Raw genomic sequence first — 15556 nt, forward strand, 5'->3', positions numbered from 1 at the left:
CCCGCGACGTGCCCCGTCAAGCACCCGAATTCCGCCTCGATCCGAATACCGCTCAAGCCGCCCAACCCGCTCACTCCGCGAGATGCCGCCGTGAACGACCAGCCCGCCCCGCCTCCGCACGACATTCCCAACGAAACGATCGACCTGCAGATCGCCGACGTGCTGGCAGCCGTCCGCTACCCGGCCAACAAGGACGCGATCGTCGATGCCGCGCGCGACGCCGGCGCCAGCAACGAAGTGCTGTCGATGCTCGACGGCCTTCCCGAACAGGACTACGCGGACGTCAACGCCGTCACGCAGTGGGTCGCCGGCAACTTCGGTCCGGGCCTCGGGGTTTGAGCGCGTATCCATAACGCGATAGCATCAGGCCGCACCGGTCGCGTAGCGGCTGGCTGCCTGTCGTCCGGCGCGAGACCGGGCGTTTTCGCCTACGTGCCCGGGGAACTCCATGGAAGGCATCCTGATCCAGCACACGACGCGCCGTCAGCTCTGGTTCGGCGCACTGACGGCACTCGTCATCGTGCTCGCGCTCGGGATCGCCGCGCCGCACGCGAACGTCGCGCTGCCGGCCGTCGAGCCGTTCATGCCGATGTGCGCGCTCACCGTGTTCACCACCGCGAGCATCGCGGCGTTCTTTCTCGGCGCGCAGTTCACCGTGACGCGCCAGCCGGTGCTCGGCGCGCTCGGCGGCGCCTACGCGTTCACCGCGCTCGCCGTCGCATTGCAACTGCTCACCTTTCCCGGCGTGTTCGCGCCGCACGGGCTGTTCGGTGCGCAACCGCAAAGCGCCGCGTGGATGTGGATCTTCTGGCATGCCGGCTTCCCGGCTTTCGTGATGGTTGCGCTGCTCGCGCGCGAGCGGCTGGCGCGCGCACCGATCGGCGCGCAGCAGACACGCTGGTGGACGCTCGCGCTGATCGGCGGGCCGGCTGTCGTCGCCGGGCTGCTCTGCCTGTTCGCGCTGAACGTGTCGCTGCCGCCCGCGTTTCATCCGCCGGGCGACGCGGCCGTGCTGCCCGTCAACGCGGTCGCGCTGGTCGTGTGGCTGCTCAACGCGCTGGCGCTCGTTGCCGTGCTGGCCACCGGCCGGCTGCGCACGACGCTCGACCTGTGGCTCGCGATCGCGGTGCTCGCGTGCCTCACCGATACGACGCTGAACCTGATGAGCACCAACCGCTTCACGGTCGGCTGGTATCTCGCGCGCGTGTTCAGCATGTTCACGCCGGGCGTGCTCGTGTGCGTGCTCGCGTGGGAAGTGACGAAGCTGTACCAGCAGCTGTTCGAGGCGCACGCGACGCTGATTCGTTCGTCCGCGCGTGACGGCCTGACGGGCGCGTTCAACCGCAGCCACTTCAACGATCATTTCCACATGCTGTTCCTGCAGGCGCGGCGGCAAGGCGAACCGCTGTCGCTGCTGATGGTCGACGTCGACCACTTCAAGGCATACAACGATGCGTTCGGTCACGTGAAGGGTGACGCATGCCTGATCGCGGTCGCGAATGCGCTGGCCGGCGCGGTGCGGCGGCCGGCGGACATCGTCGCGCGCTATGGCGGCGAGGAGTTCGCGATCGTGCTGCCGAACACGGGCGCGCGCGGCGCGCGGGTGGTCGCCGAGGAAGCGCGCGAAGCGGTGCTGCGGCTCGATCTCGCGATGCCGGCGTCGCCTGCCGGGCGCGTGAGCGTGAGCGTCGGCTGCGCGACCGTGTCGGCCGACGATCTGTCGACACCCGATGCGTTGATCGAAGCCGCCGATGCCGCGCTGTATCGTGCGAAGGATACGGGGCGAAACAGGGTCGTCACCGCCTGAAAACGTCTGCTGTTTGGCTATTTGTTACGGTCATTGTGACCGGAATAATCCGCCGTTACGGATTGCGGAGCAGGGAAACGATCGCTTACAGCCGGTGTTGCGGGCGCTCGCTATGCTGGGTTTCACATTGAACCCGAGCAGGTGGACGCGATGAAGAAAACCCTTTTGCTGATTGCCAGCGTCGCCGTGCTATTGAGCGGCTGTATCGTGGTGCCGGACGGCGGGTACTACGGTGGTGGCGGGTATTACCATCACCATCATTGGGATTGAGGCGGATGGGGTCCGGACGAGTCGAGCCGGACCCGCTCACGCGATCAGGCCGGCGTGGTCAGCTCGGCATGCAGCAGAAATATCTGTAGCGCTGCCCGCGTTTCGTAGTGGAGACGCTCGAGGCGCGCATCCTTTTCAGCGTCTTCGATCAGATTGCGCACGTCATCGAACTGGTAGGGCTCGCCCAGCAGTTCGGCCATGTCGATCTGGAAGTACGTGCACTCGCCGTACGGCCGCTTGCCGTCGATGTAGGACAGCGGCCAGAAGTCATCCATCTCCAGCACCGCGTCGATCGAGTAATCGTCGAGCGTTCTCCAGATGGTCCCCTGCAGGATAGCGAGATGTTCGGCGCGAAATTCGAAACGCCCCGACGCGTCGACACCACTTTCCGGGTAATCGAACGCATCGCGCAATTCCGCCGGGATCATGTATTGTCCCGGCGCCAACTCGCCCGCGACCGTGACGAATTCGGATATGACGTGGCCGAGTTCTGCCAGCGTGCGAATGGCCATCGCGTCATCGTCGGTTTCGAGGATCGCCTTGGCCAGATCGACTGTGGCACCGTCTCCCGTCAGCGGCTGCTCGGGAACGATGGCCGGTGCGCCCGATTCGACTGGCAGCCACCCGACGCGCAGCTTTCTCATCAATGCGACGTGACGGGGCGCCAGGTCGGGATACGGCGCGTCGTCGGCAAAGACGGCGCGAAGAATGGCGTTGCGATCAGTCGGATGGGTTGGCATTGGAGCCCTCGGCGTAATGCGCACGGCCAGCGTCGGCAGCGCGACGGGATTCAACTTCGGCAGACGTCAGCGATTGGCGCGCGACGAAGGACTGTCGAATTTCAAATGCGCGGGACTTACTTCCCGATACAAAACCTGCTGAAAATCACCCCCAGCAGATCATCCGAAGTGAACTCCCCGGTAATCGCATTGAGCTGCTCCTGCGCAAGCCGAAGCTCCTCGGCAAACAGATCCAACGACTGCGCCCTTTGCTCCGCATGATCTGCGGCCTGCGCCAGATGCTCCTGCGCGGCCCGCAACGCGATCAGATGCCGTTCGCGCGCGAGATACACGCCTTCGGCCCCCGCCTGCCACCCCGCGATCCGCAGCAACTCCGCACGCAGCATGTCGATCCCGTCGCCGCGCTTCGCCGACAGATGCACCTCCGTCAGATCGCCTTCCGCGGCCGGATGTTCGACGCAAGCCGGCACGCCGGTCAGATCCGTCTTGTTCAGCACGCGCACCACCGGCACGCCGCCCGGAAACCGCGCCGCGATCGTCTCGTCGTCCGCCGTCATCCCCGTGCGTGAATCGAGCAAATGCAGCACGACGTCCGCGCGCTCGATCTCGCTCCACGTGCGTGCGATACCGATCCGCTCGACTTCATCCTCCGTCTCGCGCAACCCGGCCGTATCGATGATGTGCAGCGGAATCCCTTCGACCTGGATCGTCTGCGCGACCTTGTCGCGCGTCGTGCCCGCGATCGGCGTGACGATCGCCAGTTCCGCGCCGGCCAGCGCATTCAGCAACGACGACTTGCCGACGTTCGGCTGCCCCGCGAGCACGACCGACAGCCCTTCGCGCAGCAACGCCCCCTGGCGCGCGTCGCCCAGCACGTGCGCGAGCTGCGCGCGAATCTTCGCGAGCTTGCCACGCGCGTCGGCCGCTTCGAGAAAATCGATCTCTTCTTCCGGAAAATCGAGCGTCGCCTCGACCAGCATCCGCAGCGTGATCACGTCGTCGACGAGCGCATGGATCTGCCGCGAGAACGCGCCATCGAGCGAACGCCCGGCCGAACGCGCGGCGGCTTCGGTGCTCGCCTCGATCAGGTCGGCAACGGCCTCGGCCTGCGCGAGATCGAGCTTGTCGTTCAGGAACGCGCGTCGCGTGAATTCACCGGGCTCCGCGAGCCGCAGCCCGAAACCGCGCCCTGCATCGAGGCAGCGCTGCAGCAGCAGCTGCATCACGATCGGCCCGCCGTGCCCCTGCAGCTCGAGCACGTGCTCGCCGGTGTACGAATGCGGCGCCGGGAAGTACAGCGCGATTCCGCGGTCGAGCGGCGCGCCGTGCTCGTCGAGGAACGGCACGTAGCTCGCGTGGCGCGGTGCGAGCTTCTGCCCGCACAACGCGTCGATCAGCGGCAACGCGGCCGCCTCGCCACCGCGCCCGAACGACACGCGGACGACCCCGATGCCCCCCCGGCCGGCAGCGGTGGCAATGGCGACGATCGGATCGGAATCGGTAGCGAGCATGGGAATCGGATGAATGGGATGAATCGGGTGATCGGTGAATATGGTGCGCCCGCGCAACAGGTCGGGCATCGGAACGCCGGCATTGTAGCGTGCCGGCTCGCACGTCACCGGCCGCCGCGCAGGATTCGGACACGCTCGAATTTATCCCGCTGGGGATAAGCCGAGTATCATCCCGGCGCAATGTCACAGCCACCGTTTCGGACGAGTATGCCTGCTGGAGCGGCCCAATGCTATGGCCCTCAATTCCGCCACGCACCTCGGTCAAGACCGGGATTCGTCCGAACGAGATACGTTTATCCCGAATGGTTGTCTGAAATGCGGCGGTGGAATTGCACAATCTCCCCCATGCCGACATCCGAAGAAAAAGCCGCGTTCTCGGAACGCCTGAAATTCGCCCTGCGGCGCAGCCCGGAGAAGATCGCGGGTGCGACGGAGCTGGCGAACCGATTCAATCTGCGCCATCGCGGAGCGCAGCCCGTTTCGCCGCAAACCGCGCATAAATGGCTGACGGGCCGCACGATCCCGACGTCGGACAAACTCGCCACGCTCGCCGAATGGCTGCGCGTCGAGGTCCACTGGCTGCACTACGGCCCGTCGCCGAGCGTGATCGAACGCCCGACGCCGCAACCGCTGCCGCGCGACGAGCGCTATCCGCTGACGCCCGAGACGATCGAACTCGCGTCGAAGATCGAAGCGCTAGCGCCGCATCATCGCTACCTCGTGCAGGAACTGGTCGAGCAGTTCTACGGCGACGCGGGCGAATCGAAGAAGGGCTGAGCCCGCACCACCGGATCCGCACAAAGCAAAAAGCCGCATGGGCGAACCATGCGGCTTTTTTTCGTGCGTCGCGGGGCGAACGCGCCGCCCCGTGCGAGCAACGGGCGTCAGGCCGGTTTCTTCTTGGCCCCGCCGAGCTTGCGCGTGATGTAGTACTGCTGCGCGATCGACAGCACGTTGTTCACGACGTAGTACAGCACGAGGCCGGCCGGGAAGAAGAAGAACATCACCGAGAACGCGATCGGCATGAACTTCATCATCTTCGCCTGGACCGGGTCCGGCGGGGTCGGGTTCAGGCTCGTCTGCACGTACATCGAGACGGCCATCAGCACCGGCAGGATGAAGAACGGATCGCGCTGCGACAGGTCGTGAATCCACAGAACCCACGGCGCGCCGCGCATTTCGACCGACGCGAGCAGCACCCAGTACAGCGAGATGAACACCGGGATCTGGATCACGACCGGCAGGCAGCCGCCGAACGGATTGACCTTCTCGGTCTTGTACAGCTCCATCAGCGCGGCGTTCATCTTCTGCGGATCGCTCTTGAAGCGTTCGCGCAGCGCCTGCATGCGCGGCGTGATTTCCTTCATGCGCGCCATCGACTTGTAGCTCGCAGCCGACAGCGGGAAGAACACGGCCTTGATCAGGATCGTCAGCAGCACGATCGACCAGCCCCAGTTGCCGATGTAGCTGTGGATCTTCTCGAGCAGCCAGAACAGCGGCTTCGCGATGATCGTCACCCAGCCGTAGTCCTTCACGAGCTCCAGGCCCGGCGCGATGCCTTCGAGCATGCGCTCTTCTTCCGGACCGGCGAACAGGCGTGCCTGCACGTCGGCCGACTGGCCCGGCGCGATCGCGGCGACCGGCTGCTTCACGCCGACGCGGTACAGCGTCGGATCGATCTTCTCGGCGTAGATGTCGCGCTTCACGCCCTGCTGCGGAATCCATGCCGACGCGAAGTAGTGCTGCACCATCGCGACCCAGCCGTTGTCGGCAGAGGTCACGTAGTCAGCCTTGTTCTTGTCGAGGTCGCTGAAGTTGATCTTCTGGAAGTGCTTCGCGTCCGTGTAGACCGCCGGCCCGAGGAACGTGTGCGAGAACATCGGCGTTTCGACGGCCGTGTTGTCGCGCACCAATTCCATGTAGACCGTCGGCGTGACAGGCGCCGTGCCGACGTTGTCGATCTTGGTGTCGACGCCGATCACATAGCTGCCGCGCGTGAACGTGTAGGTCTTCACGACCTTCACGCCGCCCTTCACCGGCGATTCGAACGACAGCTTCAGCGAATTCTGGTCACCCGTCAGCGACGTCGAGCCGGGGTTCAGCTGCGTGTAGACGTCGTTGTGGTTCGGGAAATCGCCGCCGAGCAGGCCCGAGCGTGCGAGATACGTGTGGCCGGCCGTGTGGTCGAACAGCGTGATGTACAGGTCGGGCTGCTTGCCGTCGCCCTGCTTCTTCAGCGTCAGCTTCGCGAGCGTGCCGCCGCGCGTGTCGATTTCGCCGTCATACACGTCGGTCGAGAACTTCACGAGCTGCGCCTGGGCGGCCGGTGCCGTCGTCGACGGTGCGGCGCCGGCTGCGGCGGCAGGCACTTCACCTGCGGTCGTCGTCGCGCCCGTGCCCGATGCGCCGCCGGCAGCGGCCGCGGGGGCCGTCTGCGTGGCGCTCGGGAAGAACATCGACGGGCGTCCATGGGAACGCTGCCAGTTGTCGTACAGCATGACAGCTGACATGAAGAAGATCACCCATAGGACGGTGCGTTTGATATCCATGCGTTGTCTCAGAGTCGATGGGACCGCGCGTCGGCTTCGCCGCGAGCGCGAGTGTCGGAGTTGGGCGGCGGGACGAGGTCGATGCCGCCCGCGGAAAACGGATGGCATCGGCACACGCGCCTGACGGCGAGATACGTGCCGCGCGCGGCGCCATGATACTGGATTGCCTCGCGCGCGTAATCCGAACAGGAAGGATAAAAACGGCAACGGTTGCCGAGCATCGGGCTCACGGCAACCTTGTAGAAGCGCAGCAACGCGATCAAGACCGTTTCCATACCTTGGGCGGCGCCGTTCAGCGCCGCGTCAAAACCGGCCGGGCAGGCGCGAACGCCGCACCGGGCACGGATGCGTCACTCGGACGCGGGCTTCGACGCACGGCGGGCGATTTCCCGGACTGCCCTGTCGAGCAGCTCGCGGATCTCGGCCGCGCACATCGCCGCGAGCGGGGCGGAAGCCGCGCTCGGCAGCGCTTTCTTGTCGAAGCGCGTGTGCTGCCGCAGCAGCAGGTCGTAACCGGCGAATTCGGCCCGGCGCAAGCGAAACGCGTCGCGCGCCAGCCGCTTCACGAGATTACGCGTGACTGCACGCGGCGCATACTTCTTGCCGACGACGAGCCCCAGACGCGCGGGCTGACCGGTCGGCTTGCCGTAAATCACGAAGTGCGCGGAGCGCCGCCAGGGACGCAAACGAAAAACGGATGAAAATTCATCCGTTTTCAGAAGTCGCGCAGATTTCGGGAAGGCGGCTTTCGTCTGCGACGGATTCGCACCCGGCTCGACGGCACCTTCCGCAGGACTGCGGACGGCGGACACAGCGCGCAACCTGCCTTAGATGGCGAGGCGCTTGCGGCCCTTCGCGCGGCGAGCGTTGATGACCTTGCGGCCACCTGCCGTCTTCATGCGGACACGGAAGCCATGGGTGCGCTTGCGGCGCGTCACGGACGGTTGGTAAGTACGTTTCATGATGTTCTCACTTGTTCGAGAATGTCGAAATTCAGGGGACCGCGTGCCCTTAACCGGAGGCATTCGGGCGAACGCAATCGCCGGGAATACAGGATTGGTTTTCGCGGAACCCGCTATTTAAACCGTTTTTCTCTTGACGGTCAATACTTTACGAGTCAAGCGCCTGTGCCGGCCCGCGCCGATCCGGCCCCGCGACCCACCAACCCAGCCTGTGGATAAGTCCCGCTGTGGCTGCGTTTGGCGGTAGAATCTCGCCTTATCTCCAAGAATCCCGCACGCCGCTTCGGCTCCCGCCTGCCTCTGCACGACTGTGACGCAGGCGTCCGAGGCGCGCTCGCACGACCGCTTCGGGCCTTGTCGCGCCATCGCGACAAGGGCGCCGGCGAGCCGCGCTGTGCATGCAAAAAACGACAGCTACTTGATGAACGATTTCTGGCAACACTGTTCCGCACTGCTGGAGCGCGAGCTGACGCCCCAGCAGTACGTGACGTGGATCAAACCCTTGGCCCCGGTGGCCTTCGATGCGTCGGCGAACACGCTGTCCATCGCCGCGCCGAACCGCTTCAAGCTGGACTGGGTCAAGAGCCAGTTTTCGGGCCGGATCTCCGATCTGGCCCGGGATTTCTGGAACGCGCCGATCGAAGTCCAGTTCGTCCTCGATCCGAAGGCCGGCATGCGCAGCGCCGCGACAGGCGCCACGTCGGCTGCCGCCCCGCGCGCGCCGCTGCAACCGGGCGGCCCGGCCGCCGCGGTGGCTGCGATCGCCGCGAACCTGAGCGCGAATGCCGCCGCTGCACCCGCCGCGCCGGCCGACGTGCCGATGACGCCGCCTGCCGCCGCCGCGCACCACCTGAACGCCGACGACGCCGACATCGACCTGCCGAGCCTGCCCGCGCACGAGGCGGCCGCCGGCCGCCGCACGTGGCGCCCGGGCCCCGGTGCGGCCCCCGCCAACGGCGAAGCCGATTCGATGTACGAGCGCTCGAAGCTGAACCCCGTGCTCACGTTCGACAACTTCGTGACCGGCAAGGCGAACCAGTTGGCGCGCGCCGCCGCGATCCAGGTCGCGGACAACCCCGGCATCTCGTACAACCCGTTGTTCCTGTACGGCGGCGTCGGCCTCGGCAAGACCCACCTGATCCACGCGATCGGCAACCAGCTGCTGCTCGACAAGGCCGGCGCGCGGATCCGCTACATCCACGCCGAGCAATACGTGTCCGACGTGGTGAAGGCATACCAGCGCAAGGCGTTCGACGACTTCAAGCGCTACTACCACTCGCTCGACCTGCTGCTGATCGACGATATCCAGTTCTTCTCCGGCAAGTCGCGCACGCAAGAGGAATTCTTCTACGCGTTCGAGGCGCTGGTCGCGAACAAGGCGCAGGTGATCATCACCAGCGACACGTATCCGAAGGAAATCTCGGGCATCGACGATCGCCTGATCTCGCGCTTCGACTCGGGCCTCACCGTCGCGATCGAGCCGCCCGAGCTGGAAATGCGCGTCGCGATCCTGATGCGCAAGGCGCAGTCGGAAGGCGTGAACCTGTCGGAGGACGTCGCGTTCTTCGTCGCGAAGCACCTGCGCTCGAACGTGCGCGAGCTCGAGGGCGCGCTGCGCAAGATCCTCGCGTATTCGAAGTTCCACGGCCGCGAGATCTCGATCGAGCTGACCAAGGAAGCGCTGAAGGATCTGCTGACCGTGCAGAACCGGCAGATTTCGGTCGAGAACATCCAGAAGACCGTCGCCGACTTCTACAACATCAAGGTCGCCGACATGTATTCGAAGAAGCGTCCCGCGAACATCGCGCGGCCGCGGCAGATCGCGATGTACCTGGCGAAGGAACTCACGCAGAAGAGCCTGCCGGAAATCGGCGAGCTGTTCGGCGGGCGCGATCACACCACCGTGCTGCACGCCGTGCGCAAGATCGCCGACGAGCGCAGCAAGGACGCGCAGCTCAACCACGAGCTGCACGTGCTGGAACAGACGCTGAAGGGCTGAGCGCGCGGGCGCGCTTGATAATTCCGCCTCCGCCCCAATTTAAGGGGGGCGGTTCGGTTTTGAGGCACAATACTGGTTTGACCGCTCCGGCGGTGGCGGGCCAAGAGCCCGGCCGGCGGGGCGCTGCGTGGCTGCTGCGCTGCAGGCCGTTACTCAACGAAGGAACTCTATGCAACTGGTCAAGACCGAACGAGACACCCTCCTCAGGCCGCTGCAAACGGTCAGCGGCATCGTCGAACGCCGCCATACGTTGCCGATCCTCGCCAACCTGCTGATCACCAAGAACGGCCCGGACGTTTCATTCCTGTCGACCGACCTGGAGCTGCAGATCACCACGCGCGCCGATTTCGGCGTCGGCGGCGACCAGGTGGCCACCACCGTCGCGGCCCGCAAGCTGCTCGACATCCTGCGTGCGATGCCTGACGGCCAGGTCACGCTGTCGCTCGCCGACAAGCGCCTCACCGTTCAATCGGGCAAGAGCCGTTTCGCACTGCAGACGCTGGCGGCCGACGAGTTCCCGACCGTCGCGCAGGCGAAGGATTTCGGCGCCACCCTCACCGTCCCGCAGAAGTCGTTCCGCCAGTTGCTCGGTATGGTGCACTTCGCGATGGCGCAGCAGGACATCCGCTACTACCTGAACGGCATGCTGCTCGTCGTCGACGGCGACCAGCTGATGGCCGTGGCCACCGACGGCCACCGCCTCGCGTTCTCGTCGATGAAGATCGAAGGCGGCACGTTCGGCCGCCAGGAAGTCATCGTGCCGCGCAAGACGATTCTCGAGCTGCAACGCCTGCTCGAAGACATCGACGACACCGTCACCATCGACATCGCGCAAACCCAGGCCAAGTTCACGTTCGGCCAGGTCGAGCTCGTGTCGAAACTCGTCGAGGGCAAGTTCCCCGACTTCCAGCGCGTGATCCCGAAGGCGCACAAGAACACGTTCGAGATCGGCCGTGAGGAACTGCAGCGTTCGCTGCAGCGTGCGGCAATCCTGACCTCGGACAAATTCAAGGGCGTGCGCTGCATCATCGCACCGGGCCAATTGAAGATCATGTCGACCAACGCCGATCAGGAAGAGGCGCAGGAAGAACTGGAAATCGCCTACCAGGGCGATACCGTCGACATCGGCTTCAACGTCACGTATCTGCTCGACGTGCTCGCGAACCTGAAGGTCGACACCGTGCAGGTGAGCCTCGGCGACGCCAGCTCGAGCGCGCTGATCACCGTGCCCGAGAACGACGAGTTCAAGTATGTCGTGATGCCGATGCGCATCTGACGCGCTCGACATCGCGACACACACCAGGGGGCGGCAAGCCCCTTTGGCGTTTTTATGGCGAACCGACAACCCGTCCCTTTGGTGCCCTAACGGCACCTCGGACGGGCCAGGAAACTGGAGCGGCCCGGCGATTTCTCGCTGAAACGCACCGCGCCGCCACGAGAGTGGCCCCGCAGAACCGGAAGATATCCATGAGTGAACAGCACAATTCGCAACCCGATAACAGCAGCTACGGCGCCTCGTCGATCCAGATCCTCGAAGGTCTGGAAGCGGTGCGCAAGCGCCCCGGGATGTACATCGGCGACACGTCGGACGGCACCGGTCTGCATCACCTCGTGTTCGAGGTGCTCGACAACTCGATCGACGAAGCGCTGGCCGGGTACTGCAACGACATCCAGGTGACGATTCACGTCGACAACTCGATTACCGTGACCGACAACGGCCGCGGGATTCCGACCGACGTGAAGATGAACGACAAGCACGAGCCGAAGCGCAGCGCCGCCGAGATCGTGATGACCGAGCTGCACGCCGGCGGCAAGTTCGACCAGAACAGCTACAAGGTGTCCGGCGGCCTGCACGGCGTGGGCGTGTCGTGCGTGAACGCGCTGTCGAGCTGGCTGCGCCTCACCGTGCGCCGCAACGGCAAGAAGCATTTCATGGAGTTCCATCGCGGCATCGCGCAGGAGCGCGTGATCGAGAAGGTGGACGGCGTGGAAGTGTCGCCGATGCTGGTGACCGGCGATACCGAGAACCGCGGCACCGAAGTGCACTTCATGGCCGATCCGACCATTTTCGGCACGGTCGAGTATCACTACGACATCCTCGCGAAACGGATGCGCGAGCTTTCGTTCCTGAACAACGGCGTGCGGATTCGTCTCACCGATCTGCGCTCGGGCAAGGAAGACGATTTCGCGTTCGCCGGCGGTGTGAAGGGCTTCGTCGAGTACATCAACAAGACGAAGACCAACCTGCACCCGACGGTTTTCCACGCGATCGGCGAGAAGGACGGCGTGGGTGTGGAAGTCGCGATGCAGTGGAACGACAGCTACAACGAGAACGTGCTGTGCTTCACGAACAACATTCCGCAGCGCGACGGCGGCACGCACCTGACCGGCCTGCGGGCCGCGATGACGCGCGTCATCAACAAGTACATCACCGACAACGAAATCGCGAAGAAGGCCAAGGTCGAGACGACCGGCGACGACATGCGCGAAGGGCTGTCGTGCGTGCTTTCCGTGAAGGTGCCGGAGCCGAAGTTCAGCTCGCAGACGAAGGACAAGCTGGTTTCGTCCGAAGTGCGGGCGCCGGTTGAGGAAGTCGTCGCGAAGGCGCTGGAAGAGTTCCTTCTGGAAACGCCGATCGACGCGAAGATCATCTGCGGGAAGATCGTCGAAGCCGCGCGTGCGCGCGATGCGGCACGCAAGGCGCGTGAAATGACGCGCCGCAAGGGCGTGCTCGACGGCGTCGGCCTGCCGGGCAAGCTCGCGGACTGCCAGGAGAAAGACCCCGCGAAGTGCGAAATCTACATCGTCGAGGGCGACTCGGCAGGCGGCTCGGCCAAGCAAGGGCGCGACCGCAAGTTCCAGGCGATCCTGCCGCTGCGCGGCAAGGTGCTGAATGTCGAGAAGGCGCGCTACGACAAGCTGCTGTCGTCGGAGCAGATCGTGACACTGGTCACGGCGCTCGGGTGCGGGATCGGCAAGGACGATTACAACCTCGACAAGCTGCGCTATCACCGCATCATCATCATGACCGACGCGGACGTCGACGGTGCGCACATCCGGACGCTGCTGCTCACGTTCCTCTATCGCCAAATGCCGGACATGATCGAGCGCGGGTATGTGTATATCGCACAGCCGCCGCTTTACAAGATCAAGGCGGGCAAGGACGAGCGGTATCTGAAGGATGATGTGGAGCTGAACGCGCATATGCTGCGGTTGGCGCTGCAAGGGTCGGAGCTGGTGCCTGGCGAGAATGCGGCGGCGATTTCCGGCGATGCGCTCGGGGAGCTGGCGCGGTCGTATCTGCTGTCGCAGAGCGTGATCGATCGGTTGAGCCGGTTGTATGACCCGGCGGCGCTCGAGGCGATCATGGACGGGGTGTCGATCGATCTTTCGAACGAGGCTTCGACGGAGGCTTCGGCGAAGGCTCTTCACGCTGCGTTGCATGACGAGGCTTTGAAGAACGAAGTTCGCGTGGTGCCGGCGTATGACGCGGTTCGTGAACAGCGGTCGCTGCATGTCGAACGTACCCATCACGGGAATGTGCGGGTTTCGGTTATCGACCAGGAGTTCCAGCACACGGCGGATTATCAGCAGCTCGTGGCTACTGCGAATACGTTCACGGGGCTTATTGGGGAAGGGGCGGTTATCAAGCGTGGTGAGCGCAGTATGGCTGTGACGGACTTCAAGAGCGCGATGAAGTGGTTGCTGGCGGATGCTGAACGCAACGTCTCCAAACAACGCTATAAGGGGCTCGGCGAGATGAACCCCGGGCAGCTGTGGGAAACGACGATGGATCCGGCAGTGCGGCGACTGCTGCGTGTGCAGATCGAGGACGCGATTGCGGCGGATGGGATCTTTACTACGCTCATGGGGGATGATGTCGAGCCGCGGCGGGCGTTTATTGAGTCGAATGCGTTGAGGGCGGGGAATATTGACGTTTGAGGCTGTAGGTTGTCAGAGATAGTGAAAAACGTGTCACTGAGATGAAAAAAAATTCTCAGAGATCGTGAAAATTTGGCCATTTTTGTAGCCCGGTGAACCTGTCCGCATTTTTGTGGGCGAAGCGGTTGAACAAGGTGTTATCCGCGCGCCTGCATAAAACGCTCACCGAACAGGATAGCAAACTGGTTCATCGCTGATTTCCAGTCGAAGGTCGCGCGCACGTTCTTGGCCAGCACGTTGCGCAGCGCGAGCCAGAGCAGCTTGATGGCAGCCTCGTCATTCGGGAAGTGACCGCGGGTCTTGATGATCTTGCGCAACTGCATGTTTAGACTTTCTATGGCGTTCGTCGTGTACACAACCCGTCGAATCTCCGGCGGAAACACGAAGAACGGTATGACGTGCTCCCAGGCGCGCTGCCACGATTGCACGATGGTCGGGTATTTCTCGCCCCAGGGGCCGTCAGCGAAGTCTTGCAGCGCCTGTCTTGCCGCGTCTTCGCTGACGGCCGCGTAGATCGGGCGCAGTGCCTGCGCAACGGCCTTGCGGTCCTTCCAGCCGGCATATTCGAGGCTGTTGCGGATCAGATGCACGATGCAGGTCTGGACGGTCGTCCTGGGATAGGCCGCGCCGATCGCCTCGGTCAGCCCCTTCAGGCCATCGACCACGGCGATCAGGATGTCCTGACAGCCGCGCGTCTTGAGCTCGTTGAACACCTTGAGCCAGAACTTGGCGCCCTCGGTCTGCTCGATCCATAGTCCCAGCACGTCGCGCTGGCCGTCAGCCTGGATACCCAGCGCGAGATACACCGCCTTGTTGCTGACCACGCCGTCGTCGCGGATCTTGACCCGCAACGCGTCGAAGAACACGACCGGATACATCGCCTCGAGCGGGCGGTTCTGCCAGGTCAGCGCGTCGGCCATCACCTCGTCGGTGACCGAGCTGATGAAATCGGGCGAGACCTCGGTGCCGTAGTGCTCGGCCAGAAACGCCTGAATCTCGCGCACGCTCATGCCGCGCGCGTACATCGCGATGATGCGCTCGTCAAAGCCGGTGAAGCGGCGTTCGTGCTTGGGGATCAGGATCGGCTCGAAGCTGCCGTCGCGGTCGCGGGGCACTTCGACCCGGACCGGGCCTCGATCGGTGATGACTGTCTTGCCGCTGGCGCCGTTACGCTCGTTGGCTTGCCCGGCCGGCTTGGGCTGGCCCGGCGAGTAGCCCAGATGCAGATTCATCTCGGCGCCCATCGCGCGTTCGATGAGCGCCTTGTTGAACGCCAGCATCAAGTCCTGCACCTCGGCGGGCGACATCGGCCCCTTGACCAACTGGTCCAGCAATTCCTTGGGCAGTTCAGGCAGCGGCCCGCGGGCCGCTGCCTGTGAGGCTACCGTTCGTCTTTTCTGCTTCATCGGCATATCCATGATTTTTACCTCTTATGATATGCCCCGCCCACGAAATCACGGATAGGTCCAGCCCGGTCGACTACCCATGTCTTCCGGGCTATTTTATTCTACGGCGCCCCCGAGCTGGCAACGTTAATGCAATAAATATTGCATATTGCACTAGTGAAAATAATCAGCGCACCAATAATCTCAAGGCATTGCATATATCACCCAGCAAGAGCAATTCTCGGCACAAAAATACTGCAATAATCATTGACCGCGCGCCGACAATCAATAAAATAACGTCTTCGCTGGAAAAAGATGCTAATTTTAAGCAGGACTGTGCTTGCCGATTGATTTTGCAGTGATCCAAAAACTGGAGGACAGAATGTAAAAA

At 63.9% G+C, this 15556-nt stretch carries 13 protein-coding genes; 6 read left to right on the forward strand and 7 right to left on the reverse strand.

All coding sequences use genetic code 11. The features are described from left to right. The first annotated feature begins 90 nt into the window (after positions 1-90). Positions 91-339, forward strand: coding sequence for a DUF2795 domain-containing protein (locus HWX39_RS28925; RefSeq protein WP_175971121.1), 249 nt, complete (start codon positions 91-93; stop codon positions 337-339). A 109-nt stretch (positions 340-448) separates the two neighbouring features. Then, positions 449-1807 (forward strand): sensor domain-containing diguanylate cyclase, encoded by a 1359-nt coding sequence (locus HWX39_RS28930; protein ID WP_175971123.1) that lies wholly within the window; start codon positions 449-451, stop codon positions 1805-1807. 314 nt (positions 1808-2121) lie between these two features. Here the strand turns inward: HWX39_RS28930 and HWX39_RS28935 are convergent, their stop codons facing one another. Both HWX39_RS28935 and mnmE read right to left on the reverse strand, forming a co-directional pair. After that, complete coding sequence (locus HWX39_RS28935; protein ID WP_175971125.1) at positions 2122-2817, reverse strand: hypothetical protein; 696 nt, start codon at positions 2815-2817, stop codon at positions 2122-2124. Between the two features lie 116 nt (positions 2818-2933). Next, positions 2934-4328, reverse strand: a complete 1395-nt coding sequence (gene mnmE, locus HWX39_RS28940) for a tRNA uridine-5-carboxymethylaminomethyl(34) synthesis GTPase MnmE (RefSeq protein ID WP_089426680.1) — start codon at positions 4326-4328, stop codon at positions 2934-2936. Positions 4329-4673: 345 nt separating this feature from the next. Here mnmE and HWX39_RS28945 point away from each other — a divergent pair, with 345 nt between their 5' ends. Beyond that, on the forward strand, positions 4674-5105 hold the full coding sequence (locus HWX39_RS28945; protein WP_175971127.1) for a transcriptional regulator: 432 nt from the start codon (positions 4674-4676) through the stop codon (positions 5103-5105). Positions 5106-5212: 107 nt separating this feature from the next. On the opposite strand, the gene yidC is transcribed toward HWX39_RS28945, so the two are convergent. The 4 genes from yidC to rpmH all read right to left on the reverse strand — a co-directional run bounded on the left by yidC (position 5213) and on the right by rpmH (position 7839). Continuing rightward, positions 5213-6877 (reverse strand): membrane protein insertase YidC, encoded by a 1665-nt coding sequence (gene yidC / locus HWX39_RS28950; protein WP_175971128.1) that lies wholly within the window; start codon positions 6875-6877, stop codon positions 5213-5215. Between the two features lie 8 nt (positions 6878-6885). Beyond that, the gene (yidD, locus tag HWX39_RS28955; protein WP_006750110.1) at positions 6886-7152 is read right to left on the reverse strand and encodes a membrane protein insertion efficiency factor YidD; all 267 of its coding nucleotides are present in this window, start codon (positions 7150-7152) and stop codon (positions 6886-6888) included. A 75-nt stretch (positions 7153-7227) separates the two neighbouring features. Next, entirely contained in the window at positions 7228-7689 is a 462-nt protein-coding gene (gene rnpA, locus HWX39_RS28960; protein WP_175971130.1) for a ribonuclease P protein component, read from the reverse strand. A gap of 15 nt (positions 7690-7704) precedes the next feature. Next, the gene (gene rpmH / locus HWX39_RS28965) at positions 7705-7839 is read right to left on the reverse strand and encodes a 50S ribosomal protein L34 (RefSeq protein ID WP_004198824.1); all 135 of its coding nucleotides are present in this window, start codon (positions 7837-7839) and stop codon (positions 7705-7707) included. 421 nt (positions 7840-8260) lie between these two features. Between rpmH and dnaA the strand changes: the two genes are divergently transcribed. From dnaA to gyrB, 3 genes are all read left to right on the forward strand, one after another. Further along, a complete protein-coding gene (gene dnaA / locus HWX39_RS28970) occupies positions 8261-9838 on the forward strand; it encodes a chromosomal replication initiator protein DnaA (protein ID WP_244135118.1) in 1578 nt (525 codons plus the stop codon). A 169-nt stretch (positions 9839-10007) separates the two neighbouring features. Then, positions 10008-11114, forward strand: a complete 1107-nt coding sequence (dnaN, locus tag HWX39_RS28975; protein WP_059605245.1) for a DNA polymerase III subunit beta — start codon at positions 10008-10010, stop codon at positions 11112-11114. A 191-nt stretch (positions 11115-11305) separates the two neighbouring features. Continuing rightward, positions 11306-13780: a DNA topoisomerase (ATP-hydrolyzing) subunit B gene (gyrB, locus tag HWX39_RS28980; protein ID WP_175951185.1), complete on the forward strand. Its 2475-nt coding sequence runs from the start codon at positions 11306-11308 to the stop codon at positions 13778-13780. 137 nt (positions 13781-13917) lie between these two features. Here the strand turns inward: gyrB and HWX39_RS28985 are convergent, their stop codons facing one another. Beyond that, on the reverse strand, positions 13918-15186 hold the full coding sequence (locus tag HWX39_RS28985) for an IS256 family transposase (RefSeq protein WP_175971162.1): 1269 nt from the start codon (positions 15184-15186) through the stop codon (positions 13918-13920). Between the last annotated feature and the right edge of the window lie 370 nt (positions 15187-15556).

Source organism: Burkholderia sp. BCC0322 (genome assembly GCF_902833045.1).
In the GTDB taxonomy this organism is placed as follows: Bacteria; Pseudomonadota; Gammaproteobacteria; order Burkholderiales; family Burkholderiaceae; genus Burkholderia.